General features: G+C 45.0%; 30 protein-coding genes, 1 tRNA gene and 1 pseudogene. 4 read left to right on the forward strand and 28 right to left on the reverse strand.

From position 1 onward, the window contains the following. Nucleotides 1-5 precede the first annotated feature (5 nt). The 11 genes from rplV to yedF form a co-directional block, all read right to left on the reverse strand. Nucleotides 6-392, reverse strand: a complete 387-nt coding sequence (gene rplV, locus KGMB01110_RS05885; RefSeq protein ID WP_117603124.1) for a 50S ribosomal protein L22 — start codon at nucleotides 390-392, stop codon at nucleotides 6-8. A 30-nt stretch (nucleotides 393-422) separates the two neighbouring features. Beyond that, nucleotides 423-704, reverse strand: coding sequence for a 30S ribosomal protein S19 (gene rpsS, locus KGMB01110_RS05890; protein WP_117603125.1), 282 nt, complete (start codon nucleotides 702-704; stop codon nucleotides 423-425). Between the two features lie 23 nt (nucleotides 705-727). Continuing rightward, the gene (gene rplB, locus KGMB01110_RS05895) at nucleotides 728-1,570 is read right to left on the reverse strand and encodes a 50S ribosomal protein L2 (protein ID WP_117603126.1); all 843 of its coding nucleotides are present in this window, start codon (nucleotides 1,568-1,570) and stop codon (nucleotides 728-730) included. Nucleotides 1,571-1,850: 280 nt separating this feature from the next. Further along, nucleotides 1,851-2,156: a 50S ribosomal protein L23 gene (gene rplW / locus KGMB01110_RS05900; protein WP_117603127.1), complete on the reverse strand. Its 306-nt coding sequence runs from the start codon at nucleotides 2,154-2,156 to the stop codon at nucleotides 1,851-1,853. Then, a complete protein-coding gene (gene rplD, locus KGMB01110_RS05905; RefSeq protein WP_117603128.1) occupies nucleotides 2,156-2,776 on the reverse strand; it encodes a 50S ribosomal protein L4 in 621 nt (206 codons plus the stop codon). The genes rplW and rplD overlap by 1 nt, the downstream gene beginning before the upstream one ends. A 30-nt stretch (nucleotides 2,777-2,806) precedes the next feature. Further along, a complete protein-coding gene (gene rplC / locus KGMB01110_RS05910; RefSeq protein WP_117603129.1) occupies nucleotides 2,807-3,484 on the reverse strand; it encodes a 50S ribosomal protein L3 in 678 nt (225 codons plus the stop codon). Nucleotides 3,485-3,552: 68 nt separating this feature from the next. Next, complete coding sequence (gene rpsJ / locus KGMB01110_RS05915; protein WP_117603130.1) at nucleotides 3,553-3,870, reverse strand: 30S ribosomal protein S10; 318 nt, start codon at nucleotides 3,868-3,870, stop codon at nucleotides 3,553-3,555. Nucleotides 3,871-4,669: 799 nt separating this feature from the next. Further along, nucleotides 4,670-4,909: a DUF3343 domain-containing protein gene (locus KGMB01110_RS05925; RefSeq protein WP_117603131.1), complete on the reverse strand. Its 240-nt coding sequence runs from the start codon at nucleotides 4,907-4,909 to the stop codon at nucleotides 4,670-4,672. A gap of 55 nt (nucleotides 4,910-4,964) precedes the next feature. Then, nucleotides 4,965-6,137, reverse strand: a complete 1,173-nt coding sequence (locus KGMB01110_RS05930) for an aminotransferase class V-fold PLP-dependent enzyme (protein WP_119299102.1) — start codon at nucleotides 6,135-6,137, stop codon at nucleotides 4,965-4,967. 31 nt (nucleotides 6,138-6,168) lie between these two features. Next, the gene (gene selD, locus KGMB01110_RS05935; protein ID WP_117603132.1) at nucleotides 6,169-7,218 is read right to left on the reverse strand and encodes a selenide, water dikinase SelD; all 1,050 of its coding nucleotides are present in this window, start codon (nucleotides 7,216-7,218) and stop codon (nucleotides 6,169-6,171) included. 255 nt (nucleotides 7,219-7,473) lie between these two features. Then, a complete protein-coding gene (gene yedF, locus KGMB01110_RS05945; RefSeq protein ID WP_119297805.1) occupies nucleotides 7,474-8,085 on the reverse strand; it encodes a sulfurtransferase-like selenium metabolism protein YedF in 612 nt (203 codons plus the stop codon). Between the two features lie 242 nt (nucleotides 8,086-8,327). Between yedF and KGMB01110_RS05950 the strand changes: the two genes are divergently transcribed. After that, nucleotides 8,328-9,194, forward strand: a complete 867-nt coding sequence (locus KGMB01110_RS05950; protein WP_117603135.1) for a class I SAM-dependent methyltransferase — start codon at nucleotides 8,328-8,330, stop codon at nucleotides 9,192-9,194. Nucleotides 9,195-9,419: 225 nt separating this feature from the next. Here the strand turns inward: KGMB01110_RS05950 and KGMB01110_RS05955 are convergent, their stop codons facing one another. The 5 genes and pseudogenes from KGMB01110_RS05955 to KGMB01110_RS05970 all read right to left on the reverse strand — a co-directional run bounded on the left by KGMB01110_RS05955 (nucleotide 9,420) and on the right by KGMB01110_RS05970 (nucleotide 13,176). Next, nucleotides 9,420-10,145, reverse strand: coding sequence for an NAD-dependent protein deacylase (locus KGMB01110_RS05955; RefSeq protein WP_117603136.1), 726 nt, complete (start codon nucleotides 10,143-10,145; stop codon nucleotides 9,420-9,422). A 95-nt stretch (nucleotides 10,146-10,240) separates the two neighbouring features. Continuing rightward, nucleotides 10,241-10,891 carry an HD domain-containing protein gene (locus tag KGMB01110_RS15805; protein ID WP_408631091.1) on the reverse strand — a complete coding sequence of 217 codons (651 nt, stop codon included), beginning with the start codon at nucleotides 10,889-10,891 and terminating at the stop codon, nucleotides 10,241-10,243. Between the two features lie 282 nt (nucleotides 10,892-11,173). Then, a pseudogene (locus KGMB01110_RS15955) lies at nucleotides 11,174-11,983 on the reverse strand (Gfo/Idh/MocA family protein); the annotation flags it as partial. Further along, a complete protein-coding gene (locus KGMB01110_RS05965; protein ID WP_119297807.1) occupies nucleotides 11,973-12,632 on the reverse strand; it encodes an HAD family hydrolase in 660 nt (219 codons plus the stop codon). The pseudogene KGMB01110_RS15955 and the gene KGMB01110_RS05965, both read right to left, overlap by 11 nt. A gap of 31 nt (nucleotides 12,633-12,663) precedes the next feature. Next, nucleotides 12,664-13,176 (reverse strand): cysteine hydrolase family protein, encoded by a 513-nt coding sequence (locus KGMB01110_RS05970; protein WP_119297808.1) that lies wholly within the window; start codon nucleotides 13,174-13,176, stop codon nucleotides 12,664-12,666. A gap of 205 nt (nucleotides 13,177-13,381) precedes the next feature. Between KGMB01110_RS05970 and KGMB01110_RS05975 the strand changes: the two genes are divergently transcribed. Continuing rightward, a tRNA-Leu gene (locus KGMB01110_RS05975) sits at nucleotides 13,382-13,465 on the forward strand. Nucleotides 13,466-13,506: 41 nt separating this feature from the next. Here KGMB01110_RS05975 and KGMB01110_RS05980 read toward each other — a convergent pair. The 4 genes from KGMB01110_RS05980 to KGMB01110_RS05990 form a co-directional block, all read right to left on the reverse strand. Then, on the reverse strand, nucleotides 13,507-14,403 hold the full coding sequence (locus KGMB01110_RS05980) for a DUF4299 family protein (protein WP_119297809.1): 897 nt from the start codon (nucleotides 14,401-14,403) through the stop codon (nucleotides 13,507-13,509). 80 nt (nucleotides 14,404-14,483) lie between these two features. After that, nucleotides 14,484-14,813 carry a cytochrome C biogenesis protein gene (locus KGMB01110_RS05985; protein ID WP_119297810.1) on the reverse strand — a complete coding sequence of 110 codons (330 nt, stop codon included), beginning with the start codon at nucleotides 14,811-14,813 and terminating at the stop codon, nucleotides 14,484-14,486. 30 nt (nucleotides 14,814-14,843) lie between these two features. Next, the gene (locus KGMB01110_RS14905; RefSeq protein WP_156085436.1) at nucleotides 14,844-14,984 is read right to left on the reverse strand and encodes a hypothetical protein; all 141 of its coding nucleotides are present in this window, start codon (nucleotides 14,982-14,984) and stop codon (nucleotides 14,844-14,846) included. Between the two features lie 3 nt (nucleotides 14,985-14,987). Continuing rightward, nucleotides 14,988-15,623: a DUF4317 family protein gene (locus KGMB01110_RS05990; protein ID WP_119297811.1), complete on the reverse strand. Its 636-nt coding sequence runs from the start codon at nucleotides 15,621-15,623 to the stop codon at nucleotides 14,988-14,990. Between the two features lie 380 nt (nucleotides 15,624-16,003). On the opposite strand from KGMB01110_RS05990, the gene KGMB01110_RS05995 reads away from it, so the two are divergent. Then, the gene (locus tag KGMB01110_RS05995; protein ID WP_119297812.1) at nucleotides 16,004-16,495 is read left to right on the forward strand and encodes a GNAT family N-acetyltransferase; all 492 of its coding nucleotides are present in this window, start codon (nucleotides 16,004-16,006) and stop codon (nucleotides 16,493-16,495) included. A 218-nt stretch (nucleotides 16,496-16,713) separates the two neighbouring features. Here KGMB01110_RS05995 and KGMB01110_RS06000 read toward each other — a convergent pair whose 3' ends face one another. The 8 genes from KGMB01110_RS06000 to KGMB01110_RS06035 form a co-directional block, all read right to left on the reverse strand. Then, nucleotides 16,714-17,445: a J domain-containing protein gene (locus tag KGMB01110_RS06000; RefSeq protein WP_117888854.1), complete on the reverse strand. Its 732-nt coding sequence runs from the start codon at nucleotides 17,443-17,445 to the stop codon at nucleotides 16,714-16,716. A 125-nt stretch (nucleotides 17,446-17,570) separates the two neighbouring features. After that, on the reverse strand, nucleotides 17,571-17,966 hold the full coding sequence (locus tag KGMB01110_RS06005; RefSeq protein WP_119297813.1) for a zinc ribbon domain-containing protein: 396 nt from the start codon (nucleotides 17,964-17,966) through the stop codon (nucleotides 17,571-17,573). A 160-nt stretch (nucleotides 17,967-18,126) separates the two neighbouring features. Further along, nucleotides 18,127-19,137, reverse strand: a complete 1,011-nt coding sequence (locus KGMB01110_RS06010; protein ID WP_119297814.1) for a DUF4340 domain-containing protein — start codon at nucleotides 19,135-19,137, stop codon at nucleotides 18,127-18,129. Nucleotides 19,138-19,159: 22 nt separating this feature from the next. Beyond that, the gene (locus KGMB01110_RS06015) at nucleotides 19,160-20,662 is read right to left on the reverse strand and encodes a GldG family protein (RefSeq protein WP_119297815.1); all 1,503 of its coding nucleotides are present in this window, start codon (nucleotides 20,660-20,662) and stop codon (nucleotides 19,160-19,162) included. Nucleotides 20,663-20,674: 12 nt separating this feature from the next. Beyond that, nucleotides 20,675-21,541, reverse strand: coding sequence for an ABC transporter permease subunit (locus tag KGMB01110_RS06020; RefSeq protein ID WP_117603153.1), 867 nt, complete (start codon nucleotides 21,539-21,541; stop codon nucleotides 20,675-20,677). Further along, nucleotides 21,525-22,508 (reverse strand): ABC transporter ATP-binding protein, encoded by a 984-nt coding sequence (locus tag KGMB01110_RS06025; RefSeq protein ID WP_119297816.1) that lies wholly within the window; start codon nucleotides 22,506-22,508, stop codon nucleotides 21,525-21,527. Before KGMB01110_RS06025 ends, KGMB01110_RS06020 begins: the two co-directional genes overlap by 17 nt. A gap of 144 nt (nucleotides 22,509-22,652) precedes the next feature. Further along, nucleotides 22,653-24,014 carry a radical SAM protein gene (locus KGMB01110_RS06030; RefSeq protein ID WP_119297817.1) on the reverse strand — a complete coding sequence of 454 codons (1,362 nt, stop codon included), beginning with the start codon at nucleotides 24,012-24,014 and terminating at the stop codon, nucleotides 22,653-22,655. Nucleotides 24,015-24,238: 224 nt separating this feature from the next. Continuing rightward, nucleotides 24,239-24,805 (reverse strand): TetR/AcrR family transcriptional regulator C-terminal domain-containing protein, encoded by a 567-nt coding sequence (locus KGMB01110_RS06035; protein ID WP_117603156.1) that lies wholly within the window; start codon nucleotides 24,803-24,805, stop codon nucleotides 24,239-24,241. 342 nt (nucleotides 24,806-25,147) lie between these two features. On the opposite strand from KGMB01110_RS06035, the gene KGMB01110_RS06040 reads away from it, so the two are divergent. Then, on the forward strand, nucleotides 25,148-26,107 hold the full coding sequence (locus KGMB01110_RS06040; RefSeq protein ID WP_119299104.1) for a 3-hydroxyacyl-CoA dehydrogenase: 960 nt from the start codon (nucleotides 25,148-25,150) through the stop codon (nucleotides 26,105-26,107). The last annotated feature ends 180 nt before the right edge of the window (nucleotides 26,108-26,287 follow it).

The raw sequence follows: 26,287 nt of genomic DNA on the forward strand, positions 1-26,287 counted from the left end.
CCTTATTATCTTTCATTGAGCACGATTGTGATGTGGCTCATACGCTTCTCGATTCTGTAAGCTCTACCCTGTGCTCTCGGTTTGATTCTCTTCATTGTAGGTCCTTTATTTGCATAACACTCTTCAATATAAAGGTTCTCAACATTCATTCCGTTGTTGTTCTCAGCGTTTGCGATTGCTGATTTCAATAATTTCTCTATTACACTTGAAGCATATCTCGGATTGTAAGCCAAAATACCGAGTGCTGTCTGTACATCCTTACCTCTGATGGCATCTAATACGAAGCATGCTTTCTGAACAGATACGCGAGCGTAAGAGATCTTAGCTGATGGTCTTGTATCCTTCTGAGCATTTCTTTCTCTCTTGATTTGGGATCTATGTCCTTTTGCCATGGATGAACCCTCCTTTCAATCTGTTAACAATTATCTAACCTTAGATTTCTTTTCGTCTTTTCCGTGACCTCTGTAAGTTCTTGTTGCAACAAACTCTCCAAGTTTATGTCCAACCATATCTTCTGTTACATATACCGGAACATGTCTTCTTCCGTCATGTACAGCGAATGTATGTCCAACAAAGCTCGGGAAGATTGTAGAACGACGAGACCATGTCTTGATTACGGATTTATCGCCAGATGCGTTCATCGCATCTACTTTTTTCAACAGACTTGCATCTGCAAATGGTCCTTTTTTCAGTGAACGAGCCATAGTTCTAACCTCCTTGTAAACGTTTATTTAATAGCTTTTCCGTCTCTTCTTCTTACAATCATCTTGTTAGAAGCTTTATTCTTCTTGCGGGTCTTAAGTCCCAATGCCGGTTTGCCCCAAGGAGTTGACGGTCCTGGACGACCGATACTGGTCTTACCTTCACCACCACCATGCGGATGGTCATTCGGGTTCATAACAGAACCACGAACTGTAGGTCTGATACCCATGTGACGTTTACGTCCTGCTTTACCAATGTTGATCAGGTTGTGGTCTCCGTTACCTACTACACCGATTGTAGCGCGGCAAACGATCGGAACCAGTCTCATTTCTCCTGAAGGAAGACGAAGTGTTGCATACTTTCCTTCTTTAGCCATCAGCTGTGCACTGTTACCAGCACTTCTTACAAGCTGACCACCTTTTCCAGGATGCATCTCGATGTTGTGAATCTGTGTACCTACCGGAATCTCAGATAATGGCAGGCAGTTTCCAACTCTGATTTCTGCATCCGCACCGTTCATAACGGTCATTCCATCTTTCAGTCCTTCCGGTGCAAGGATGTAAGCTTTCTCTCCGTCTGCGTAGCAGATCAGTGCGATGTTAGCTGTTCTGTTCGGATCATACTCGATACCGATTACCTTTGCAGGAATTCCTTCTTTATTTCTCTTGAAATCAATGATTCTGTATTTCTTTTTAGCTCCGCCTCCGCGGTGTCTTACTGTGATTTTACCCTGATTATTACGTCCGGCTTTTCTGCTCTTGGAATCCAGCAGAGACTTCTCAGGTGTTGTCTTTGTGATCTCTGAGAAATCAGATCCGGTCATCTGTCTTCTGGAAGGTGTATATGGGTTATATGTTTTGATTCCCATTACGTTCTCTCCTTTCGTGTCATCTAAATTATTTGTTCTCACGCTTCTATGCGTATAAAGGTATGTTCAGTTCGCTAAGTTCGAAAGAACTGAATCTCGTTCCGTGCGCCTAAGTGCCACATTCTTCGAAACGGGTATGTTCAGTTCGCTAAGTTCGAAAGAACTGAATCTCGTTCCGTGCGCCTAAGTTCGAACTTCGACTTCGTCTCGTTCTCACTAACGCTTGGGAACAGGTCTCAGCTAAGCCTCAATCTTCGGCTTTGCCTCGCTTTCGCCAAGCTTACAGACCTTCAAAAATCTCGATATCAGCACTATCTTCTGTCAGCTGTACGATTGCTTTTTTCTGTTTAGCAGTTGTTCCGTACTGGAAGCTTCCACGTGCTCTTTTTTTCTTTCCATCCAGGTTCATGGTGTTTACACTCTTTACCTTTGTTCCCTGGAACATTTTTTCTACGGCCTCTTTGATCTGGCTCTTTGTAGCCTCTGTGTGCACGTAAAATGTATACTTCTTATCAGCCATCAGGCCCATGCTCTTTTCTGTAACTACCGGTTTCAGAATTACGTCATAATACTGAATGTTTGCCATTATGCGTACACCTCCTCGATGCTAGCAACTGCTGCCTTTGTAGCAATTACTGTGTTGTATTTCAGAACGTCATACACATTGATTGTATTGGTATGTGCTGTCTTCACATCTGCGATGTTTCTTGCAGACAGTTCAGCGTTCTTGTTACCGTCTTCCAGAACAACCAGTGCCTTCTCAACGTTTAAGTTGTTCAGAACTGTCTGGAATTTCTTTGTCTTGATCTCGTCGAAGTTCAGTTCATCAACAACGATGAATTTCTTTTCTTCAACTCTGCTTGTCAGTGCAGATTTCAGAGCAGCTCTCTTTTCTTTCTTGTTCATCTTGAAAGAATAATCTCTCGGAACCGGAGCGAATACTACGCCGCCGCCTGTCCACTGTGGAGCTCTTGTAGATCCCTGTCTTGCATGACCTGTTCCTTTCTGTCTCCATGGCTTTCTTCCACCACCGGATACTTCAGAACGTGTCTTTGCTTTCTGCGTTCCCTGACGCTTATTTGCAAGCTGGCTGACAACCGCCATGTGTACAAGGTGTTCGTTAACCTCTACACCGAATACAGCATCGTTCAGATCGATTGTTCCAACTTCTTTACCTTCGATATTATAAACAGATACGTTTGCCATCTGTGTGTTCCTCCTTTCCTGACTCTAAGATTATGCCTTTACAGTTTCTTTGATAGTTACTAAGGATTTCTTCGGTCCCGGAACTGAGCCTTTGATCAGAAGCAGATTATTTTCAGCATCTACTCTTACTACTTCAAGATTCTGAATTGTAATCTTCTTGTTACCCATCTGTCCAGGCATCTTCTTACCTTTGAATACCTTACTCGGATCGGATGCAGAACCATTGGAACCTGCGTGACGATGGAACTTGGAACCATGAGTCATAGGTCCTCTGTGCTGGTTGTGACGTTTGATCGCACCCTGGAATCCTTTACCTTTGGAAATTGCGGTAGCATCTACCTTATCGCCAGCCTCAAAAATATCCGCTTTGATTTCCTGTGCAAGCGCATATTCTGCAGCATTTTCAAATCTGAACTCTCTGACAAATCTCTTTCCGGAAACTCCTGCTTTGTCGAAGTGTCCTTTCTCAGCCTTTGTCACACCATTTCTGTGAGCGATTTCTTTCTTGCCGCTCTTGTCTTTTGTAACGATCTTTTCTTTCTTGTCAACAAATCCGACCTGAACTGCTTCATAGCCGTCATTCTCAACTGTCTTGATCTGTGTTACAACACACGGTCCTGCCTGAAGTACTGTAACAGGGATTAAAGAACCGTCTTCGTCGAAAATCTGAGTCATTCCGACTTTTGTAGCTAAAATAGCTTTTTTCATATCATTACCTCCTGTGATTTACAGCGGAACACCGAAGTGTTCATCCTAAATTATAGGAATTACTGTTCTTATTTGTTTTTCATTTTGATATCGATATAAACACCAGCCGGCATTTCCAGTCTGGACAGTGCATCAACAGTCTTCTGTGTTGGTGCGATGATATCGATCAGTCTTTTATGAGTTCTCTGCTCGAACTGCTCTCTGGAGTCTTTGTACTTGTGTACAGCTCTCAGGATTGTAACTACTTCCTTCTTAGTCGGAAGTGGTACCGGTCCACTCACTTGTGATCCGTTCTTCTTTACAGTTTCGATGATTTTCTTTGCGGATGCATCTACCAGCTGGTGATCATACGCCTTCAATGTGATTCTCATTACTTGACTTGCCATAAAAAAAGTCGCCTCCTTTTCGTACTATTCATTGCAGTACGACAAGCGGTGACTGTACACTCTCCCGTGTGTGTCGTGAGAAACTCACACGTTGTTTCATATCCCTGGTGGATTTCCAGATGATAATCAGTTGTGATTCGTACAGTGACTTGTCGCCAGTTTCCTAACTTGACATTCGCTCCACGGAAAACCTGCCTTCTTGTGCAACTCTCACATCCAGCAGCAACCTCGCGCTTCATTGCTATCATGTCACAGCTTTTTTAGTATATATGATATCCTTTCTGTTTTCAAGTAGTTTTTCAGAAATATTGTACTTTTTTTCGTACAATCTAATTTTTTTGAAATTCTTGACATCTTTTTCCAAAAATGCTATATTGTTCACAACTTAGAGAAACCAAGGGCGGTTCCACTTTATGTGGGATCGCTTTCTTTTTTCTAAGCCAGGCATCTCTGGTAAAAGATGCCGTACATCCTTCATTGGTTGCTATGACAGAATTTGAAGCCGATTGTTTCCCCCAAAAACATTCCTGCTTCGAATTACTGATTTTTATATACACCCTCATTGCAGGACATTCCCCAGATTTTGTATATTCAGTAATGGGCTGCATAGCAACGAGGAAAAACCTCTCAATGACATACCAAAAGAAAAAGCACGGTGCAGGCCGTGCTTTTTCTGTACATTATATAATAGGAAGAAACTCCTTCTCAGCTCTACCGCTTCCAATATGAACGCGCTCATATCCCATAAGAGGTATATGTTTCTTTCTTCTTTAAATTATATGGAAGATTTTCCATTCTGTCAACGAAGCATACATTCCGCAACCGCTTCCATTTCCAGGCCTTCCTTCCCCATAAATGCCAGCAGTTCTTCCTTCTGATCTAACTGAGCGCACCAGGCAAGTCCGCAGCCCGCAGAGATTTCCTGCGGAATCGGAATCAATCTTCCCGAAATTCCCTGACTTTTGCATGCTTTCTCCATCGCCATTGCATCGGTTGTCGTGTGAAATGTTATCACCAGTTTTAATGTCTTTTCCCTCATGTATTATCCTTTTCTTATCATCTGCAACTTTTGAAACTGTTGCTTTTCCCTACGCTCAGGCAAGTTCCCGGATTGCATTTACAGCAAACGCCACTTCCTCTTCCGTATTATAATGCGAAAAACTGAACCGGACAGATCCCTGCTCTCTCGTTCCCAACGCCTCATGCATCAATGGCGCACAATGCCCGCCGGAACGGGTTGCAATTCCGTAATCCGTCAGCAGCGCATCGCTGACTTCTCCGGAATCATACTCGCCAAGATTAAATGTAACAATCGGGCATCGTTCTTTTCCCGAAAACGATCCACCGGATCTTTCTGTCGCATGCCTGGCATCAGAAAAATATCCGTAAATCCGGACTCCCGGAATCTCTCTGATGCCCTCATAGAACTGCCACATCAGATCCTGTTCTTTTTTTCGAATATTCTCAATTCCAGTTTCTTCCAGATACTTCAAAGCCGCATTTAAGCCCGAAATTCCATGCCCGTTTATCGTTCCGGCTTCCAGTGCCGTGGGCATTTCTTTCGGGTGATGCGGATTATAGGTTTCAATTCCACTTCCGCCTCGCGTCAATGGTTCGATTTCCAGGCCCGGTTTCACATAAAGTCCTCCGGTTCCCTGCGGGCCTAGCAAAGACTTATGTCCTGTAAAACATAATACATCAATCTGCAACTGTTGTACATCGATCGGGAAAACACCTGCCGTCTGAGATGCATCCACAATCAGCAAGGCATTTTTTCGTTTCGCCGCCGCGCTCACCTTCTGAAGATCTACCAGATTTCCCGTCAGATTGGAGCCGTGGGTACAGATCACTGCTCTGGTGTCCGGACGGATGGAGCGTTCCAGTTCTTCATAATCCAGAACCCCATTTTCATCACAACCAACTATCGTTAATTCTGTTCCGTTTTCCTGTCGTTCATAAAGCGGCCGAAGCACCGAATTATGTTCCAACACCGTAGTCACCACATGATCTCCCGGACGGATCAGCCCGCGGATTGCCAGGTTCAGACTCTCTGTGGAATTCTTGGTAAATGCAATCTGGCGGGCATTTTCTCCTCCAAATAATCTACAGAGTCTTTCTCTGGTATCATAAATCATCCGCGCCGCATCCAACGCCGCTTCTCCAAGCCCCCGTCCTGCATTCCCCATAGATTCCATTGCCCAGACAACCGCCTGAATCACTTCCGGCGGTTTCTGAAGCGTTGTCGCTGCATTGTCCATATATATCATTCGTTGCTTCATACCGTGTTACTTCCTTATATTATAGAATCTGAATTCTGTATGCTCCCTTTTCCAGAACCTTTCCAATCACCGCTGCCTTCGTATTCAATCCATCCTCTTCTAATTCTTTCAAAATCTTTTCTGCATATTCCGGTGACACCGCAAAAAGCAGTCCGCCCGAAGTCTGCGGATCAAAGAATACGTCTGCAAGGTCTTCCGGTGTGTCTCCCAGATCCACCGCTGCCCCTACATATTCCCGATTGCGGTAGGCTCCTCCCGGCACCAGACCGATCTTTGCATACTCACGAACCTCTCCCATCAACGGGATCCAGTCTTTATAAAGTTCAAGCGTCACATCACTTCCGACTGCCATTTCCGAGCAGTGCCCCATCAGGCCAAATCCTGTCACATCGGTACAGGCCGTCACCGGATAATTCCGGATCACATGAGCTGCCGTTTTATTTAAGGAAGTCATCACCTGCAACACTTCTCGCTGTGCCTGTTCACTTGCCAGTTCCGCCTTTACCGCCGTATTCAGGATTCCTGCTCCTAACTGTTTCGTCAGAATCAGCACATCTCCCGGGTGACAACCGTAATTTTTCAAAATATGATCCGGATGAACCAGTCCTGACACACACATACCGTATTTTGGCTCATCATCCTGGATGGAATGGCCGCCCACCAGCACAGCACCGGCCTCTTTCACCTTATCCGCTCCACCACGTAAGATTTCTCCCAGAATTTCCGGATCCAGATCATTTGGAAATGCTACAATATTTAATGCCACTTTTGGATCTCCACCCATGGCATAAACATCACTCAGCGCATTGGTAGCCGCAACCTGTCCGAAAAGATAGGGATCATCCACCATAGGGGTAAAGAAATCGACCGTCTGGATCATTGCCTGCTCTTCATTTAATTTATAAATGGCCGCATCATCCGATGTCTCGATCCCCACCAGAAGATTCTCATCCTCAAATTTTGGCAGAGTTCCCAGCACCTGCGCCAGTACGCCGGGCCCGATTTTCGCCGCACAACCGGCAGTTTTGGTCATTTTAGTTAACCGTATTTTCTTTGTTTCCTGAGACATTTTCTCTTTTCCTCTCTTTTCTCGCGATATATTGCGACTCTCTCGCCTTTTCTGCAATCCGGCAATGTGGCAATCCGCTCTCTATGTCAGCGTCACTCTCTGCGCCCTGAAATCTGCTCTCCCAATAACATTTCCGGCTTCCCATCTTGGCTTTGCAAATTTCCGACATGCTTTCTGTTGCTGTGCTGCTCCAGCTTCTCATCTTACTTGCTTTCCCTGCGTGAAAACGATATTCCCAACACAGCTTCACAGATTTTACGGACGAATGATTCTTCCTGCCTGATTCATAGTCTCCACAATACTGTACATATTGGTTACGGTACCGACTTTCAACTTCTCTTTCAGGCCATAATAGTCCAGGCAGGTTCCACAGGTCATAATCTCCACGCCCTGCGCTTCCAGACTCTTCAGATCTTCCAGAGATTCAGAGCCCTCTGTGGTCAGTTTTGCGCCGCCATTGTAAAACAGCATCGTCTTTGGCAACTCGTCCAACTGTGTCACTGCAAACAGAAATCCTTTAATCAGGACATGTCCCAGTTCTTCATTTCCCTCACCCATTTTATCTGAAGAAACCACAACGACTGTATTTCCGATCTGATCCGGCTGACAAACAGCTGCTTCCTTCACTTCTGGCTGTTTCAATGCCGCATCTCCCACCTGAATCTCCAGACGGAATTCCTTTTCTCCAAGCTTCTCACTTTTCACGCCACACTGCATACTTTTGGCCAGCTTTGTCACGTTCTGCACTGCAATCTCATTATCCACCAAAACTTCTACCATCTCCGGTTTTTCCAGAGCTTCAATGGCTTTTTTTGTTTTCACTACCGGAAGTGGGCAGGCAACGCCCCTTGCATCTACTGTAATCATAAGTAATCCCCTTTCTTTTCCCGTTCTTTTTTCTTACTTTTCGTCACTTTGACCTTCTATTTTAAGTATACCATTCCACTGTTTTTCTGCAAGTTCTATCTGCGGCGCACTTGCATTTGCGTTCTGTTTATGAGATGATGAAAATGTTTGGATAATAAACTGCCTCGAATCTCAATAAATTTTTTTGAAATCACTTCAGAAAATATAGAAAAAGAACATCAGAAAGGATATGAAAAGAAATTATGTGGATTGCCGATCAATGGAAAGATTACGAAGTCATTGACTGTTCAAAAGGAGAGAAACTGGAGCGTTGGGGCTCTTACATTCTGGTTCGTCCGGATCCGCAGGTCATCTGGGATACTCCCAAAACGGACGGTCGCTGGAAACATAGGAACGGACATTATCACCGCAGCAAAAAAGGCGGCGGTGAATGGGAATTTTTCGATCTCCCGGAACAATGGAAGATTCACTATAAAGACCTGACCTTCCATTTGAAACCATTTAACTTTAAACATACCGGACTTTTCCCGGAGCAGGCAGTCAACTGGGACTGGTTTTCTGAGAAAATCCGCCACGCCGGTCGCCCCATCAAGGTATTGAACCTATTTGCCTATACAGGCGGAGCTACGATCGCCGCCGCTGCAGCAGGTGCCAACGTTACCCACGTAGACGCTTCCAAGGGCATGGTTACCTGGGCCAAGGAAAATGCAGTCTCTTCCGGTCTGAAAGATGCGCCAATCCGCTGGCTGGTAGATGACTGTGTCAAATTTGTAGAACGGGAAATCCGCCGCGGCAACACTTACGATGCCATCATCATGGATCCACCGTCTTACGGAAGAGGCCCAAAAGGTGAGATCTGGAAGATTGAGGATGCCATTCATCCGCTGATCAAGCTTTGTACCAAAATTTTAAGTGATGATCCGCTGTTTTTCCTGGTCAACTCCTACACCACCGGGCTTGCACCGGCCGTTCTGACCTACATGCTCGGAACCGAATTAAAGCAATATGACGGACATGTGGACTCTCAGGAAATCGGACTTCCGGTCACCAACTCCGGTCTGGTACTTCCCTGCGGAGCCTCCGGAAGATGGGAATCAAATCGTTCGTAAGAAAATTCCTCTTCGATCGGTGATAAACAAACAATAGATTGAAATTTATCGTATTTCAAAACAGGTCGGAATCTTACTTAAAACGTAGGGTTCCGACCTGTTTCTTTCCATTCATTTTTAAATTCTTTCCAAAAAACCGGAGTTATAGGACAAAACGTGTTGATAAAAGCCATTATCCTCACGCAAAAGGTTGCAATGTGAATTGCTTACGGTTGCATTCTAAAATTATACGCGAATCCTTCCCATAATTTCTCCGATCGGAGCCGAAATCGTCAGTTCCGCTCCCACCTGTTTTGCCGTCTCCGACTTATTGATCACAACCAGATGTTTTCCCCTGAAATAATCAATAAATCCAGCTGCCGGATAAACAACCAGCGAGGTTCCTCCGATGATCAGTGTATCTGCCTGACTGATGGCACTGACTGCACCCCGGATCACCTCGGAATCCAGCCCCTCTTCGTATAACACAACATCCGGCTTAATCATGCCACCACAACTGCATCTCGGAACTCCCGCAGATTGTTTTACATAGGCCGCATCATAGAACTGATGGCATCTCATGCAGTAATTTCGATGAATGCTTCCGTGCAGTTCATAGACCACTTTGCTTCCCGCTGCCTGATGCAGTCCGTCGATATTCTGTGTCACGATCGCACGTAATTTTCCTGCTTTTTCCAGTTCCGCCAGTTTCAGATGTGCCGGATTCGGCTTTGCATCCAGAAACATCATTTTATTCTTATAGAAGTCATAAAACACGTCCGGATATTTCATAAAGAAGCTGTGGCTGACCACCTGCTCCGGAGAATATTTATAACTCTGATGATACAGACCATCCGCACTTCGAAAATCCGGAATCTTACTTTCCGTCGATACTCCGGCTCCACCAAAAAATACAATATTCTGGCTTTCATCTATGATTTTCTGTAATTTTGCAACCTCTGCTTCATACATCGCGATCTCCTCCTTCTTTCTGCACATCACATTCCCTGTCACCATGTATTCGCTCTTTTACACATCGACATTTATGAATCCTGCCAGATGCACTCTCAGTCGTCCTTCACATGTCCCATATCTATATGTTTCTGAATGATACCTTTCATATAGTCCCAGATTTCTTTGGAACTCTGGTCAATCTTTGCATTTCTCTTGTAAATCTGGGATTTGTGCACCGTATGCTCGATCCAACTGATTCCGCCGCTGGCATCATTTAACAACAATGGTTGGAAATTGTCCAGCAAATGTGCGTATTTTGCATCTGCCGTCTCGTATGTTTCAAACTCATCCCAGAGCGCACGAAGTTCTTCCCCCTGATCTTTTGGCAATAATCCAAAAATCCGCTCTGCCGCTTTCAGTTCTCTCTGGTGTTGCGTTTTTGCTCCCTCTGTATCATAGGCATAGGTATCTCCTGCATCAATCTCTACCAGATCATGTGCCAATACCATTTTCATCACCCTCGGCACATTGACAGACGCATCTGCATGTTCTTCCAGAAGCCCTGCCATCAATGCCAGATGCCAGGAATGTTCCGCATCATTTTCTTTCCGGCTGCCATTCGCAAGCGGTGTCTGTCTGGTAATCAGCTTCACTTTGTCCACTTCCCGGATGAAATCAAGCTGCTGTTCCAGCCTTTCTTTCAATACGTCCGGATCTTTATCTGCCGGGAAAATGATTCCGTTTTCCTTTCGCACCTGATCCATCACATCCATGACATCTTTAGAAATCTTCTCATAAACTTGCAGAGAATCTTCATCCACCAATTCTTCCTCATGTGCTGCTTCTGTATCAGACTTTTTCTCCTTCTGATCTCCTTGCAACTTCAAAGGATTCTCTCGATTTTTCACATAAGTAATAAAATCCTCTACTTCATAGATCAGTTCATTTTCCGCAACCTCTACTGAAATTTCTTCTCTGGTTCCGTCCGGATGCACCAGCGTGATCTGTCTCGGTTCCTGAATCGCATCCACCAGAAAGGATCCTTTTTCTCCCTGAATCTCACTGGGAATAAATCCATCCACCAGCTTGGAAAATCGAATCTGCGCCGTCAGTTCCGGATAGGTTGCCAGAATCATACCGCCCAGATCCACTTTTTCTTCCAGTCCCGGCATTTTCACAACGGAACCGGTTATTTTTTCCGGTTTTCCAAGCAGTCCAACCATCGCCTGCAGACAGTAGACTCCGATATCCGTCAGAGCCCCTCCTGCATATTCATGATTAAAATTGTTGGTCAGATCTCCGGATTTCAGACGATCCAGCTTGCTGGATTTCTGATCATAACACAGAGTCGCCGCCCGCACCGGTCCGATCTCTGCCAAATGTTCCTGAAGCCAGCGGTATGCCGGTTGATGCAGTGTTCGAACAGCTTCCATCAGCGCCACATGATGTTCCTCTGCCGTCTGAAACATTTTCGCCACTTCTTTGGTATTTGCTCCCAACGGCTTTTCACAGAGTACCTGTTTTCCGGCTTCCATCATCTGAATTGCGTGTGCACAGTGCAGAAAATTCGGACTTGCAATGTAAACCGCGTCAATCTCCGGATCTTCTGCCAACTTTCCCAGAGAATCATAATATTTTCCCACTCCGTATTTTCCGCCAAATGTCTTCGCCTTTTCCAGATTTCTGGAATAAACAGCCTCCAGCTTAAACTCCGGACATTTCAAAGCCGCATCCAGAAAATGATCTGTGATCCAGCTCGTTCCGATCGTCGCAAATCTTATCATGCCGTCCGCTCTCCTTTCATGCGCTCCCTCTCCTCTATTTCTCCGAAGATCTGATGCCATCTTAATTTGCATTGATCTTCTCAATCCAGCCAATCAAGTCAGCCAGATCCTGCAGTTCCGCGGAAACGCCTTCTCTCGCCTCTTTCGGAACTGTCGTCACATCCTGAATAAATACAGAATATCCCCCTGCTGCTTTCGCTGCAAGGATTCCCGGCTCACTGTCTTCCACCACAACGCACTCTTTTGGGTCCACGCCCAGAGCCTCTGCTGCCATATGGAAAGTCTGCGGATCCGGTTTACTCTTCGTCACCATGTCTCCGTATACTCCCGCCTGCAAATAGTCATAGACTCCGGCATTTTTCAGATTTTTAATCGCTGCTTCAGACCGTGTGGATGTTGCCACCGCTGCCGGAATCCCTTCCTTTTTCAAATACTCCAGAAGTTCTACCAGCCCTTTTTTCTTCGGCACACCATCCCGATCCATAATCTCATTCATATAATGGGTACGAAGTGCTCTCGCTTCATCATAATTTACAGAATTCCCGTAAATTTCCTGAAAAATTTCCCGCACACGATTGGTCGTTCTTCCTCTCATGGAATCAATGGTTGCTTTCGTAAGCTCAAACCCTTTCTCCTTTGCCACTCGCTGCCAGACCCCGGTGGATAATCTCTCGGTATCAATCATCGTTCCATCCATATCAAAAATCACTGCCTTAATCATCTCGTTTTACTCCTCTTACTTCTTATCCTACTTACTCTTCTATCTGAATCTGACATACTTTCATGGCTTCCAGTGCCCGCTCATGGCTTTCCGGCGTTACGCCTGCGCAACAGGAGGCATCCACTGTGATCGGGATCTCCGGCATAAATGCTTTTAGCACCATCGCATTGGAAATCACACAGATATCCGTGCAAAGCCCTGCTAATGTAATGCTGTCGATTTCTGTTTCCTGTTTCTTCAGAAATTCCGCTAGCTTCCGGCTGCCAAATGTAGGCTTGTCCATCACTTCCGCAGAAATCAGTTCCTGAATCTCCGGTCGCAGTTCCCATCCATTTGTTCCACGGATACAATGTTCCACCGGCAAGTTCTTTCCTTCCTGCGTCTGCAGATAGTCCGCCTCGTGGGTGTCTCTGGTTGCCAGCACCATTCCGTCAAAGTTCCGGATCTTCTCTACGACACGCGGCACGATTGCTTCTGCTTCTTTCGTTCCAAGTGCTCCGTCGATAAAATCATTTTGCATGTCAATAACAATCAGTACGTTCATGGTAATCCTTTCCTTATTTGTACTCACATCTTGTACAGTGTTTCCAGTGTTATTATACTGTTGTCTCGGATTCGATGTCAAACCGGATTCTGCACTTTGAAAACCCGGAAATGATTCGCATGAAAATCCGGAAAATGTTTTCGCAAAAAAATTAAATTTAGGGGTTTACAAACCCAGATCATTGTGATAAGATATTTTTTGTCGAGCGGAAGTGGCGGAATGGCAGACGCGCTAGATTCAGGTTCTAGTGGGAGTTTATCCTGTGAGAGTTCAAGTCTCTTCTTCCGCATGAAACCCATAACTATTACAGTTATGGGTTTTTTGTTTATCTCAGTGTTTATGCTTGTTTGATTCTTCCACCCACTCCCGCAACGTCTCTAGCGGGATTCCCTCAAACAGGAATTTATCCCCGTCAAATCGTTCTGCCTGAGAAGATACTTTTCGTGCAAATTCATCAAAATTGCATTTTCCAATCATTTTCTCCATCGTTGTAGAATAAAAGAAAACTTCAAACTGATCACATTTCAGAGCTTTCCCCGTCTCCGGATCTTCCATGCCAAATGGCACCTGTGCTTTCACCGGGAAAATGGTTCTGCAGCCTTCTGTTACTGCATACCCTCCCAGGATTCCGTTTGGAGTCCGATAAAACTGCGGTCTTGCGAAATAAGCATCCATGGTCTGTCTTTCATGTAGCCAATCTGCAAATGCATCCATCTTTATATTTTCCGGATCTTCTCCGAAAAGTTCCGCCTCTTTTTTCCCTAAAGTCAGCGGGAACATGACACTAAATAACGTCAGTGCACTTTTTTCTCCCGTCAGGATATCTGTGCAAATGTCCCCCAACACGCCTCGGTTAAATTCCTGAATTTCCGGAATCCGTGACTTTAACTCCTCCGCTTTGATGATTTCACCGTCCATTTCGATCTCGCATTTCCAGTACTCTGAAATCCGCGCAATCGTATCAAAAAAGTCCTGCAAGCCTTCCTCGCTGTCCGGATTTACCGCCCGCAGATCCACAAAAGTTTTCTCTTCTGGATTCCAGGTGATACTGAATCCTCTGGAGACATGCTGCGGATGATAGAGCAGAATTTCTTCCCCTTCCAGATTTCCTTCTTCAAATTTCGTCCCATCGCCGCTTCCATAAACCAGGGTTCCCCCGGTAATTACTTCCAGCGGAAGTGTCTTTTTCCGCAATCCTTTTTGCGTAATTCGAATATCAATTGACATTTTCTTCTCCTTTTCTCACATCTGTTTCTATTGACGGTAACTGATTTCCACGATTCCTTCGTAATCACACAGTTCACATCTTAGAAGCTGGTTCTGTATAATGGAATTGCATTGATCACCGGCTCTTCATATGGATGTACCTTTTTAATCGCCTCAATCGTCATGTCCACATTTTCCGCGTAAACCGTTACTTCCACCTTCAATTCCGGTTCACAACTGATTTCTCCCATCGATCCAAGATAGGGATTGCAGCCATCAAGCGGTCGCCAGTAACCCATCACTTCCGACACAGATAAGCAACAGTCATAATTGCCAATGTGTCCCGCATCCACCGACTGCAATGCTTTCTGAAGGACCTCCAAATGGGACTTTGGAATAAAAATTTCCAGCTTACAGTACTTTACTTCCATCGAATCTTCCTCCCGCTCTTCCTGATACCATCATGCTATCACATGATTCTTTCCATCCCGGAAAACCTGTCTGTCATCGGTAGTCTCACCTCTTCCGGATATTATAATTTCATCAGGTTCTTCATCCCTTGCGCCATATTCCACTACCGACACCATTCTCGTCTCTTTCAAACGCTATCTCACACCCAAAATCTTCATCTCCAGCTCTTCTTTTGCACGCGTTCCATTTTTCTGAAATACATTAATATGATTCAGATCCGCACAGCGATCCGTATATGCCGGAAACAGGAATCCACATTCCGGTTCTCCCGGCTCATATTCCCCGATCAGCGGACAAATGGCACAAATCAGATATTCATAGACTTCCTCTGATTCCCACAGTCTTTCTTTGTCTGCTGCCTTCATCGGCACATCATACCGGTCATGAAATACAAAGATTCCATAGGGTGTATTCTCCATGTTTGACTGGAAATGTTCCATCACCACATCGTAAAATACGTCCAGCATCGCATCATTTTTCAATCCACTCTGCCGGATTCCCATCAGCAGTTTCCACATACTTTCCGTCTTCTTTTTCTGTCCTGAAAATTCATACTGTTTCAGTTTCTCATTAGTCTCTGAAAACACCACAGCCTTCGCCAGTTTCAGTTGTTTCGTCCGCTCCGGCGCCGACAGCTTCAGAAAATTCGTATTAAAACTCCCGTCAAATTCTCCTTCTTCATCCACATAGCATCCCGCCACACGGGTAAAAGATGTCCGGGAAACATTCATTCGACGGGTCAGTTCCATCATATCTTCTCGGTTGATCATAAGATTTCTCCATTTCTACTGTTTTTTCACTGCTGTAATCTCTCGCTTCGTAATACCTTGTATATAATAATAACTCAGCAGGATTTTGGAAGAATTTCTTCACAAGTCATATGCTTTTATTATAACGTTTTTGCTCTCCACGCACAACCTGACGCTCTCAAAACCTGCAACGCTCCCCTGAACCTTTTTATCCTATACCTGGCAATAAAAACAAGAACGAATCACGGCAAACATTACCTAACATTATACACCATTGCACAAACATTCATATTTACTTCTCTCTCACGACGTTTTATAATCTTTTATAGAATTCCGGGAGCGATTTCGAGAATCCTGTTTTTTCATTTCTTAAAAGTTATACAAAAGTGAGGTCTTTTATTATGAACATTATCATTCGGGCTTTTGAGCCAAAAGACGTCCCAGAAATGGCAGTCATCTGGAATCAGGTCGTTGAGGACGGTGAGGCTTTTCCGCAGGAAAACTGCCTGAGCGATACCGAAGCCGCTGATTTCTTCGCAGAGCAGACTTACTCCGCCGTTGCAGTGGATAGCGACACAGAAACCATTGTTGGACTTTACATTCTTCATCCAAACAATCTCGGTCGCTGCGGTCATCTTTCCAATGCCAGCTATGCCGTGAAAAAAGGAATCCGCGGACAGCATATAGGTGAAAAACTGGTGACGAACTGCCTGAAAAAAGCCGGGGAATTTGGTTTTCAGATTTTACAGTTCAATGCCGTTGTAAAATGTAACTACTCTGCGATCCACTTGTACGAAAAGCTGGGCTTTGTACGCCTGGGTGAGGTTCCAAACGGATTCCGCATGAAAGACGGACATTATGAAAATATCATTTTGTTCTATCACACGATATAAGATTGCAAATAAAGCATTTATCAACAATCCCCCTGCTCCATTGTATATGCCATCGGCACAATTACACAGATTATGATTTCCTCTTCACTCTGGCAAAATTTCTATCAAAAGAACAGGTGCAATGTATCTGTTTCACCTTCCTACACTACACCTGTTCCAACTGTTCTCACTGTTCTTTATTTACTTTTGCTACGATTCTGTCTTTCCTCTTATATCTCTTACATAATCCGTCCACCCGGAGTAGTTCCTCCACAGCACATGCCTCCGCCACAGAACAGATTACACATAATATTGGCAATACAGAGTTTCATACAGAAGTCATTACTTCCCACCGTAGGAAATCCATACATAGACTGCTGCCCCTGATACCATCCGCTTCCACCTTCCATTCGTTGTAAGAACATCTGATACTGCAGATTATTCGGCTCCAGACGCACTGCCTCTTTTGCATGTTCCAACGCTGTCACATTATTCCCGGTTCCGTAATTTGCAACTGCGCTGTAATAATACCAGAGTCCATTTCGCTGTGAAATAGTATTCAACACATTTAACGCTTCCGCATAGTGCCCGCTCTGGATATAATTCGCTGCTGCACGGAAATGAATATCCGACTCGCTAGCCTGACCGTTTCCTGCTCCGTTAGTTCCATAACCGCCGAATCCACTTCCAAATCCACCAAAACCTCCGTAACCGTAGCCACCATATCCGCCGTTTGCTCCGGTCGAACCATAGGGGCCATATCCTCCCTGCGATCCACCATACTCTTTTTCTTTCATGATCTGGTCATAGGCCTGCTGCACTTCTTTGAATTTAGCTTCTGCTTCCTCCTTGTTCGGATTGTTGATATTGGCATCCGGATGATATTTCCGGCTTAGTTTTCGATATGCTTTCTTGATTTCCTCGTCGGTGGCACCTCTTGAGATCCCCAACACCTGATATGGATCTGTCATCGTTTGAAACTATCCCCCATCCGGTTTCCAGATCTTACGAAACCGGTTCTTTCTCATTTATTTCCTGATCTGAATTTCTGCTTTCTCTCTTCTCTCGTTCTGAAACATTTCTGCAAGACATCTTCTCAGCTTCGCTTGATAAACGTAGTACTGCATTTCGGGCAACGGATCTCGATCTTTCCTTTGCCTCTCGGAATCCGGATCTTCTGCTTGCAGGACGGGCATTTGTAAATATGATAGTCTTTACTCTGCGCCATCCGGTTCTTCAGGCCTGCAAATTTAGAACGGATCTTATAGGTCTTATTCAGATACCAGCGATTTTCTGCAGAACGCTTGGCATAATCTTTTGAGAACATCCGGAAATAGGACCAGATGATCATTATCCAAGCGATCATATAGAGAACTCTTACATGCGTCGCAGATGATACAACTGCCAGGATTACTCCTGCGATCACCAAAAATTTTGATAAGGCATCCGTTCCATATCTGCCCTGCATAAACCGCATAAATTTATCTCTCATATAAAGGCCTCCATTCTTTTTCATCCCTCGTATCTGATCTGTGTTTTTATCGGATCTGTTCTGATTTTCCTTTGCCGTATAAAAATGTAAAAAATATTTCTGTCCGGCTTTCGTTTGTCATATTAAAGAATATTTTCTTCCATTTTCCTTTAAAAGTCAACTACTTCTGATTCAGAATGTTCTTGCATACTGTTGTCGTGACCTTGTAGACGATACCGGAACCTTTCGGCATCACATACGTGGTTCCGTCTTCCGCCTGTGTTCCGATATACAGCGTATATGTCTTCTCCTTACCCGATGTATCGGAGTCTGAGTTCCCGGTGTCTGAATTCTCAGAATCGAAATCAGATGTCGCCGGTTCTGCTTCATCTGTTTCGCCGGCATCTGAGTCCGTACTTGTACTGTATACAGCATCTACCTGCGTACGATTTTCCTCATCCAGACCGTACGACGCCAGTTCTTCCGGCTGCACCGTATAATTTTCTACCGTATCCAACGTCAGAGCTCCTAATCCTCCGATCACTGCTGCCACTGCTTCACTGTCATCTTTGTTGTCCGCAGAATAGGTGGTTTGCGATCCAGCTTTCGTAATCGTCTCTTCCACCAGATTGCCGCTTCCGATCGACGGCACCTGATCCAGCTGCGCCATTTCTTCCAGACTGTACTGCAAATCTTCCATCACTGCTGCCGAAACCGTGTAGACCGTCTGACTGTCATCCACCGTTGCATAATACGTATCTCCGATCACATTTCCAATCGAAATCTGATGCGTGTTCCCCTTCGAATCCGAAAGCTCCACGGTATAAACCGGATCTTCCAATCCATAATCAGAAAGCTGATCTGCATCTTTTAATTCCCGCTCCGCCTTCAGGGTCCCGAAATCTGATGCAATCTGTTCCGGGTAGGTCTGTGCCAACGGGAAGTCCGGCTGAGCCTCCACTTCCCAGTTGTCACTGTCTGATTCTTTGACAAAAACCTGTTCCCCGTTGCCGATATTGTAACGGATTTCCGTCACATCCTCCATTTTGGTCAGATAGATCTCCGAAGCTTTCGCTTCTTTTTCCGCTTTCTTTTCCTGATTTTTATTAAAACCTCGTATTCCGAAATATGCCACCAGCAGGAGCACCACAGCTCCCACCAGCAGGCAGAGGGTTCTGGTTCTTTTTTCCATGTTTTTCCACCCTTCTTTCAATTTACGCCCGTCTTCTGCGGATCCATACCACCAGACCGCTGATCAGTACTGCTGCCGGGAGTACGAAAATCACCAGAATACTCAGCAGACCTCCGTGCTGTACGGAATTATACTCTGCCGTCAGACTCTTCGGTTCGATGGAGATATTCTGCGTGTCGTCAAAGTTTGCCGTTACCGCATTCATAAACAACTGACTGTTTTCCAGGGTGCTGAAAGAATCGGTTACCTGAGGATCGATCAGGGAGGCACTGGCAATCACTGTCAGTCGGCTCTGTGTCGTGTTCACCTCAGATGCTGTATTTTCCGATGTATCTGTTTCACTTGTGGCATCCGTATCCTCTGCATTTTCCGCCGAATCGCTTGTTGCAGCATCCGCTGAAGCTGCATCGGTCACACTCTCCGTCGCCACCGCACCCAATACATAGGTTCCTTCCGTCTGGGCATCCTCTGTTACTGCATACCCACCCTGAGAAGTCGTCATAAACGGGGTCGTCGTGATGGTATCCCTTGCCGGATCGATCTGGGTCAGACCGTGGCTATTGATTACCAGTACCATTTCCGAAGAAATGCCGGAAGAAAGATCGCTGTCCAGGGACAGTTCCGGGAAAATGTAATAATAGTTGCCCTGATAATTCCGCTGGGTATCTGCGATATATCCGTCAGCCATTTCCAGACCGTAAGTCTTCATCAGTGCTTCCAGATTCGGCAGTTCCCCTTTTTCTTTATCACCCAGAATCACCATCATCTTTCCGCCTTTTTGCAGATACGCCTCCAATGCAGAAACCTCTGTTTCGCTTAAATCTGTGGTCGGTGCATACATCAGCAACAGATCACAGTCCTCCGGAATCGAAGCATCCATCACCGTATTTAATTCCGTTACGGTATCATTTGACTTATCCATCAGATCCGAGATTGTGGTAGAAAAGGTACTCTCCCCATGTCCGGATGTCCGGTAAATGGTATGGTTTTCCGTGGTGGTCACATAGTTGACCGCACTGGTCAGTTGTCCTTCTCCGTCAAACTCTGCCTCCGTCGCCGTTCCGGTATAATAATAGGAAGCCTGATCCATCACGATAATATCATCAAACGATACGGTGGTTGTTTTTCCCGTCTCTTCACAGGAAACCACGATGGAATTCTCCGAAGCCTGATATTCATTCAATGCAGACGGATGTAATACCGGGTCAATCCATTTTACGGAAATATGATCAGACAGAGCACTGTATTTGCTCAAAAATGTCTTAATCCGCTCATCTGTATCACTTTTATCTGCCAGTACTGTCATGGTCACATCCTGATCCAGTTTTTTCAGCAACTCTTTTGACGTATCCGTAATTTCATAAATTTTGGTACTGCTCACATCTATGTTCCGTATTTTCTCCGGCAACTGTCCCACGATCAGATTTAAAATGATCACAATCACCAGCACCAACACGGTAATCCCCACGCTATAGGAACCATTTCTGGATTCCGTGGTCTGGAAAAATTTCTTGATTCGATTCATGTCATGCCCCTCCTAACTCCAACGTCTCTTCTGGAACGTCTGCACCGTCAGGAAGAAAAAGATCACGATCAGCGACAGATACAGCACGATTCCGCTCACATCCAGAATACTGTTGTCCGCGATTCCGGAAAATACATCCGTCAACGCCAGACCTGACAGACAGTTGGTTAAAAGGTTCTCGAACAGGCTGGATTTTACCAGATATGTGACAACACCTGCCACAATCCCCAATAACTCCAGTCCTCCGCTTAAAATAACGTTTCCCGTCATGTGGTAAATATAACCCACTGCCACTGTAAATAGCAGCAGAATTCCGATCAGTCCACCGATGGCAGAACTGGGCAGAAATCCAAGGATTCCATTCCACAGATATAACACCAGCAGAATCCCAAAAGTACTGATGGACGCGATGATCTGGCTCTCTGTCAGAGAAGAAATGAACATGCCGATTGCCACGTAGACGCATCCCAACAGATAAAAGACCAGAATCGACAGATAATCAATCCCCAGATATGCGGTTCCCTGCATTTTAATGATCAATGGAAACAGGCAGAAAATCACCATCGGAATCGCCAGCACACTGATCATTGCCAGATATTTTCCAAGAATTACTTTAAGCAGACTGACCGGTGCCGTCAGAAGCAACTGATCCGTCTTATTTTTCCGTTCTTCGGAGAAGCTCCGCATGGTCAGGATCGGAATTGCTACAAGATAGACCATCAGCGAACCCGCCAGAGAATAAGAGAAATACGGATAACCCATATTCAGGTTATATGCCATGAAATAAATTCCGGTAAATACTACCAGCAATGCCACAAACACGTTTCCTGTCATGGAACGGAAGTAGGACTGAAATTCTCGTTTATAAATTGCTCTCATCGCTCTTCCCCTCCTTTTTGTCGTCCAGTTCTTTCGCTTCTCTCTGCGTCAGTTCCAGGAACACATCTTCCAGACTGACCTTGCGTGTCTCCATCCGCAGGATCGGTGTCTTTTTCTCTGCAAAGGCAAAGAATACATTTTCCCGGATATCCTTTCCGGTTTCCGCCTGCAGAATCACATTTACCGTATCCGGCTCTGCCTTCTTCACTTCGGATTTCTGTATGTAGGAAATATTTCTCAAAATCTCTTCTGTCTTTTCTCTTGTGCCCTTCACCGTCAGTTCTACCGTTTCATTTCCCGCCATCAGCTCTTCCAGATGATCCGGCGTGTCACTTGCCACCAGCTTTCCTTTTGAAATGATCAGGACATAATCGCAGATCTCCCGGATTTCTGCCAGAATATGAGAACTTAAGATTACCGTATGATCTTTGGCAAGCTTCCGGATCAGTTCCCGGATCTCGATGATCTGCTTCGGATCCAGTCCCACTGTCGGCTCATCCAGGATCAGGATTTCCGGGAATCCCAACATTGCCTGTGCCAGACCCACTCTCTGCCTGTATCCTTTGGACAGATTATTAATCAGACGCTCCGATACCTCCATCAGTTTCGTCATCCCCATGACTTTCCGAATCTCTGCTTCTTTCTTTTCTGCCGGAATTCCTTTCAGATCCGCCGCAAATTCCAGATATTCCAACACTTTCATATCCAGATAAAGGGGAGGGATCTCCGGCAGATACCCGATACATTTTTTTGCCTCTTCCGGTTCTTTCAGAATATCATGTCCGTTGATCAGGACTTCTCCTTCCGTGGCTCCCAGATACCCTGTCATAATATTCATCGTCGTAGATTTTCCCGCGCCGTTCGGACCTAACAGACCATAGATCCTGCCCGGTTCGATCTGAAAGTTCAAATGGTCAACCGCCAGATGATCTCCGTACTTTTTGACCAGATTCTTTACTTCGATCACAACATTGCCTCCTTTAGATTTACAGTCTTACTGTTAAACCCTATCAGCATTTTGTGATAAATATGTGTAACACTTGTGATATTCCTGTGTCAGACTCCCACCTCTCACCACTTTTTATTTCTGCCAGTTACCACTTCATAGCTTCTACGCTTCCGCCTTTCCTTTCGGACTGTTTTTCCACAGTCTGTCTGCAGCTTCTTGCCAGTTCTTCGCATACTGCTCACATTTTTCACAAAGATGTTCCGCACTTTCCGGCGATTGCAGATCTGTCGAATGAGCCTGACTTTCCGCTACCATTTTCCGCAATTTCTCTGGATTTTCCAACATCGGACAAGGCCGAAGCTGATTGTCATTAAACGGCTGTCCCTTATGGTACGCCATAAAGATCGGGGACTGGAGCACTTCCAGCAAGCTGTGTTCCCGAATGTTCATATTGGAATAATGAATGAATACACAAGGATCACAATCTCCATTTGCATTAATATGGAAATAACGTCGTCCGCCTGCCACGCATCCTCCCACATATTCTGCATCATTCTGGAAATCCATAGCAAAGATCGGTTTGGTTTTCCGCACTTCGCGAATCTTATGATACATATATTCTCTCTGTTCCGGCGTCGGCATCAATTCTGGAACCGCATCATTTCCCACCGGCATATAATGGAAATACCATACGAAATCCGCACCCCACTCTACCATTTTGTCAAAATATTCCTCACTTCCGATGGAATCCAGATTCTGACTGGTGTAGCAACAACTGATTCCAAATGGCAGCTTCTTCTCCCGGAGAATTTCCATGGCATGCATTACTTTTTGGAACGTTCCCTCGCCTCTTCTGCCATCGGTGGCTGTCTCAAACCCTTCCACACTGATGGCCGGAATCAGATTGCCCACTTCCAGCATTTCCCCGGCAAACGCTTCATCAATCAGTGTCGCATTGGTAAAGGTCAGGAACTGACAGTCATGATGCTTTCTGCACAGCGCGATCAGATCGTTTTTTCTGACCAACGGCTCGCCACCTGTGTAAATATACATGTAGATCCCCAGTTCTTTTCCCTGCGTGATAATGGAATCCATCTCATCAAAGGTCAGGTTCAGCCGGTTTCCATATTCCGCAGCCCAACATCCGGTGCAGTGCAGATTGCAGGCACTGGTCGGATCCAAAAGGATTGCCCACGGAATGTTACACTGGTATTTTTCCCGCAGCTCTTCCTGCCGCTTCCATCCCATGACCGTTGCATTTAGGAAAAAATTTTCGAAGGTTGCTTTTAATACATTGGTGTCCGTATCTCTTAGTATGTGCAAAATCAGCTGATACATGTTATTTTCCGGATCTTCCAATACCTGACGCACCATTTGCCGCTGTTTTGGCAGCGTATCCGGATTGTCTCCCGCCAATTGGTCCACAAAATCCATCAATTTCATCATATTTTTTTCCGGATCTTTTTCGATATACCCAAATGCCTTTTTCAACCCATACCGTACCACTTTACTCGAACCATCCATATGCGGATCCTCCTTCTTTTTTCTAAGTTTATTATAGAAACCGCAAAACATTCGGAATATGAACAAAACGCCAAAATGTCTTATTTTTTGACATTTTGGCGTTTTTGTCGTACTTAATTTTTATCTTCTTTTCATAGAAATCCAAGGATAACTGTCACCTGTATTTGCTACAAATCTGCTGTCATTTTCTTTGATATCCGTCTATGACCTTTGCAGCACATCTTCTACTTCTCTGCATTTTTAAACCGCAGTAATGCACTGTTCATACTGCCGTCTACCAGTGTAAAATAATCCTCCAGCTGAACCTGTGTCTCGTCCTGCATCCCTTCGTCGATCCATTCCAAGAAGAAACTTAACAGGATTCTGGTATACACTTCTTCTATAAACGTTTTCTTTTCTTCCGATACTTCTTCTGCTTCCGGACACTCTGACACCAGCTGTCTTACCACCGGTTGAATTTCTTTTTTCAGAAACACCTCATAATACAGATGGTTCTTTTCGTCATATGCATTGAGTAATCCGCGCTTTCGGGAGCGCATCACTGCAAAAATCTTTCGGACATATTCTTTCCAGTCTGTGGGACTGATTTCCCGGGTTCCAAGTGCTTTCCGAAGTTCTTTATCCAGAGTCCACTCCATAAGATCATAAATATCCGAGAAATGATAATAAAACGTCTGTCGGTTGATCCCACAGCGATCGGTAATATCTTTGATCGTGATTTTCTCGATCGGCCGTTCCTGCAAGAGATCCGTCAAGGCTTTAGCAATCGCATCTTTTGTAAGCTGATTCATATGTATTCTCCTTTGACGACATTATAACATAATATTTTTTATTGTCATCCCCGGATTTTCCAACTATAATAAAAGCGTATTGTTGGTTCCGGGAGGAGTGCGGGCTTGCCCCGTATAGCCGGTGTCTAAGCTCAACCATTAGAATTTCCCTTAGAAACACGCGGCTGCCGACAATCTTTTATTTTTATCCTATCCCTTCCTTCAGTCGGGATGTATTTTCTGATATTTCAAGCACCAGCGAACGGTTTCAAGAAGATGAATGGGAAGAAATATATGAGCAAGAAATAATTCATAATAGGAAACACATAAAAAAGCATGAATTATAAAGGGAGGAACTGTATGATGAAGTATTCAAACGTAGTAGTAGCAGGCGGCGGAGTCCTGGGCAGCCAGATTGCTTTTCAGGCAGCGTATTGCGGATTCAATGTCACCATCTGGTTAAGAAGTGAAGGTTCTATTGGAAGAACCCAGCCGAAGATTGATCATCTGAAAGAGACCTATACGGAAGCGATTGAGAAAATGGCAGAAGACAAGAATGCCTGGTGTGCAGGGCTTGCAGATGAAGATACCTTCGACAAAGAAGCCTGCCTTAAAAAGGTAGAGGATGCTTATGCCAATCTGAAACTTGAGCTTGATATGGGCAAGGCTGTAGCTGATGCAGATCTCATCATTGAGTCTATGGCTGAGAACGAGAAGGACAAGATTGCTTTCTATGAAAAGCTGGCACCGCTTCTTCCGGAGAAAACGGTGATCGCAACCAATTCTTCCACGCTTCTTCCGTCCATGTTTGCAAAATATACCGGCAGACCGGACAAATATCTGTCCTTACATTTTGCAAATTCTATCTGGAAAAATAATACGGCTGAGGTTATGACGCAGTCACAGACCGACATGAAATACTTTGATGAAGTGATGCAGTTTGCCAACGATATCCGAATGATCGGACTTCCGGTAAGAAAGGAAAAAAGCGGATACCTGCTGAATTCTATGCTTGTTCCATTCCTGCTCAGCGGTCTTGACTTATATGCAGCAGGCGTCTCTGATCCTGAAAGCATTGATATTGCCTGGACAAGAGGAACCGGCGCACCGAAGGGACCGTTCCAGATTTTCGATACCGTAGGACTGAACACGGCTTACAATATTGTTCACCAGTATCAGAGCGTTCCGGGAATCTTCTCCCCGCTTCTTAAGAAAATGATGATGCCATATAACTTCAAGAAGATGGAAGCGATTCTTAAGAAATATATTGATGAGGGCAAACTGGGAATGTCTTCCGGAGAGGGATTCTATAAATATAAGTAAAATGTGTTGACGAAACCCCAACTAGCCAAACTTTACTTATCCCGAAAAAGATTTGCCCAAGGGAACATCCGCAGCCCCGGTACTTCCTTCGAGCGTGCGTGAGCACCGCTCGAAGAGTATCTCTCTATGGGGCGAAGGCAAGCGCAAGCGGTTCCCGGGGTAAACTTTTTCGGGAGGAGG

The sequence above is a fragment of the Mediterraneibacter butyricigenes genome (genome assembly GCF_003574295.1).
Taxonomy (GTDB): Bacteria; Bacillota; Clostridia; order Lachnospirales; family Lachnospiraceae; genus Mediterraneibacter_A; species Mediterraneibacter_A butyricigenes.

Coding starts and splice junctions, on each gene's coding strand:
- rplV (WP_117603124.1), bottom strand. CDS start 392: ATGGCAAAAGGACATAGATCCCAAATCAAGAGAGAAAGAAATGCTCAG.
- rpsS (WP_117603125.1), bottom strand. CDS start 704: ATGGCTCGTTCACTGAAAAAAGGACCATTTGCAGATGCAAGTCTGTTG.
- rplB (WP_117603126.1), bottom strand. CDS start 1,570: ATGGGAATCAAAACATATAACCCATATACACCTTCCAGAAGACAGATG.
- rplW (WP_117603127.1), bottom strand. CDS start 2,156: ATGGCAAACATTCAGTATTATGACGTAATTCTGAAACCGGTAGTTACA.
- rplD (WP_117603128.1), bottom strand. CDS start 2,776: ATGGCAAACGTATCTGTTTATAATATCGAAGGTAAAGAAGTTGGAACA.
- rplC (WP_117603129.1), bottom strand. CDS start 3,484: ATGAAAAAAGCTATTTTAGCTACAAAAGTCGGAATGACTCAGATTTTC.
- rpsJ (WP_117603130.1), bottom strand. CDS start 3,870: ATGGCAAGTCAAGTAATGAGAATCACATTGAAGGCGTATGATCACCAG.
- KGMB01110_RS05925 (WP_117603131.1), bottom strand. CDS start 4,909: ATGAGGGAAAAGACATTAAAACTGGTGATAACATTTCACACGACAACC.
- KGMB01110_RS05930 (WP_119299102.1), bottom strand. CDS start 6,137: ATGATATATATGGACAATGCAGCGACAACGCTTCAGAAACCGCCGGAA.
- selD (WP_117603132.1), bottom strand. CDS start 7,218: ATGTCTCAGGAAACAAAGAAAATACGGTTAACTAAAATGACCAAAACT.
- yedF (WP_119297805.1), bottom strand. CDS start 8,085: ATGATTACAGTAGATGCAAGGGGCGTTGCCTGCCCACTTCCGGTAGTG.
- KGMB01110_RS05950 (WP_117603135.1), top strand. CDS start 8,328: ATGTGGATTGCCGATCAATGGAAAGATTACGAAGTCATTGACTGTTCA.
- KGMB01110_RS05955 (WP_117603136.1), bottom strand. CDS start 10,145: ATGTATGAAGCAGAGGTTGCAAAATTACAGAAAATCATAGATGAAAGC.
- KGMB01110_RS15805 (WP_408631091.1), bottom strand. CDS start 10,891: ATGGATCAGGTGCGAAAGGAAAACGGAATCATTTTCCCGGCAGATAAA.
- KGMB01110_RS05965 (WP_119297807.1), bottom strand. CDS start 12,632: ATGATTAAGGCAGTGATTTTTGATATGGATGGAACGATGATTGATACC.
- KGMB01110_RS05970 (WP_119297808.1), bottom strand. CDS start 13,176: ATGAACGTACTGATTGTTATTGACATGCAAAATGATTTTATCGACGGA.
- KGMB01110_RS05980 (WP_119297809.1), bottom strand. CDS start 14,403: ATGTCAATTGATATTCGAATTACGCAAAAAGGATTGCGGAAAAAGACA.
- KGMB01110_RS05985 (WP_119297810.1), bottom strand. CDS start 14,813: ATGGAAGTAAAGTACTGTAAGCTGGAAATTTTTATTCCAAAGTCCCAT.
- KGMB01110_RS05990 (WP_119297811.1), bottom strand. CDS start 15,623: ATGATCAACCGAGAAGATATGATGGAACTGACCCGTCGAATGAATGTT.
- KGMB01110_RS05995 (WP_119297812.1), top strand. CDS start 16,004: ATGAACATTATCATTCGGGCTTTTGAGCCAAAAGACGTCCCAGAAATG.
- KGMB01110_RS06000 (WP_117888854.1), bottom strand. CDS start 17,445: ATGACAGATCCATATCAGGTGTTGGGGATCTCAAGAGGTGCCACCGAC.
- KGMB01110_RS06005 (WP_119297813.1), bottom strand. CDS start 17,966: ATGAGAGATAAATTTATGCGGTTTATGCAGGGCAGATATGGAACGGAT.
- KGMB01110_RS06010 (WP_119297814.1), bottom strand. CDS start 19,137: ATGGAAAAAAGAACCAGAACCCTCTGCCTGCTGGTGGGAGCTGTGGTG.
- KGMB01110_RS06015 (WP_119297815.1), bottom strand. CDS start 20,662: ATGAATCGAATCAAGAAATTTTTCCAGACCACGGAATCCAGAAATGGT.
- KGMB01110_RS06020 (WP_117603153.1), bottom strand. CDS start 21,541: ATGAGAGCAATTTATAAACGAGAATTTCAGTCCTACTTCCGTTCCATG.
- KGMB01110_RS06030 (WP_119297817.1), bottom strand. CDS start 24,014: ATGGATGGTTCGAGTAAAGTGGTACGGTATGGGTTGAAAAAGGCATTT.
- KGMB01110_RS06035 (WP_117603156.1), bottom strand. CDS start 24,805: ATGAATCAGCTTACAAAAGATGCGATTGCTAAAGCCTTGACGGATCTC.
- KGMB01110_RS06040 (WP_119299104.1), top strand. CDS start 25,148: ATGAAGTATTCAAACGTAGTAGTAGCAGGCGGCGGAGTCCTGGGCAGC.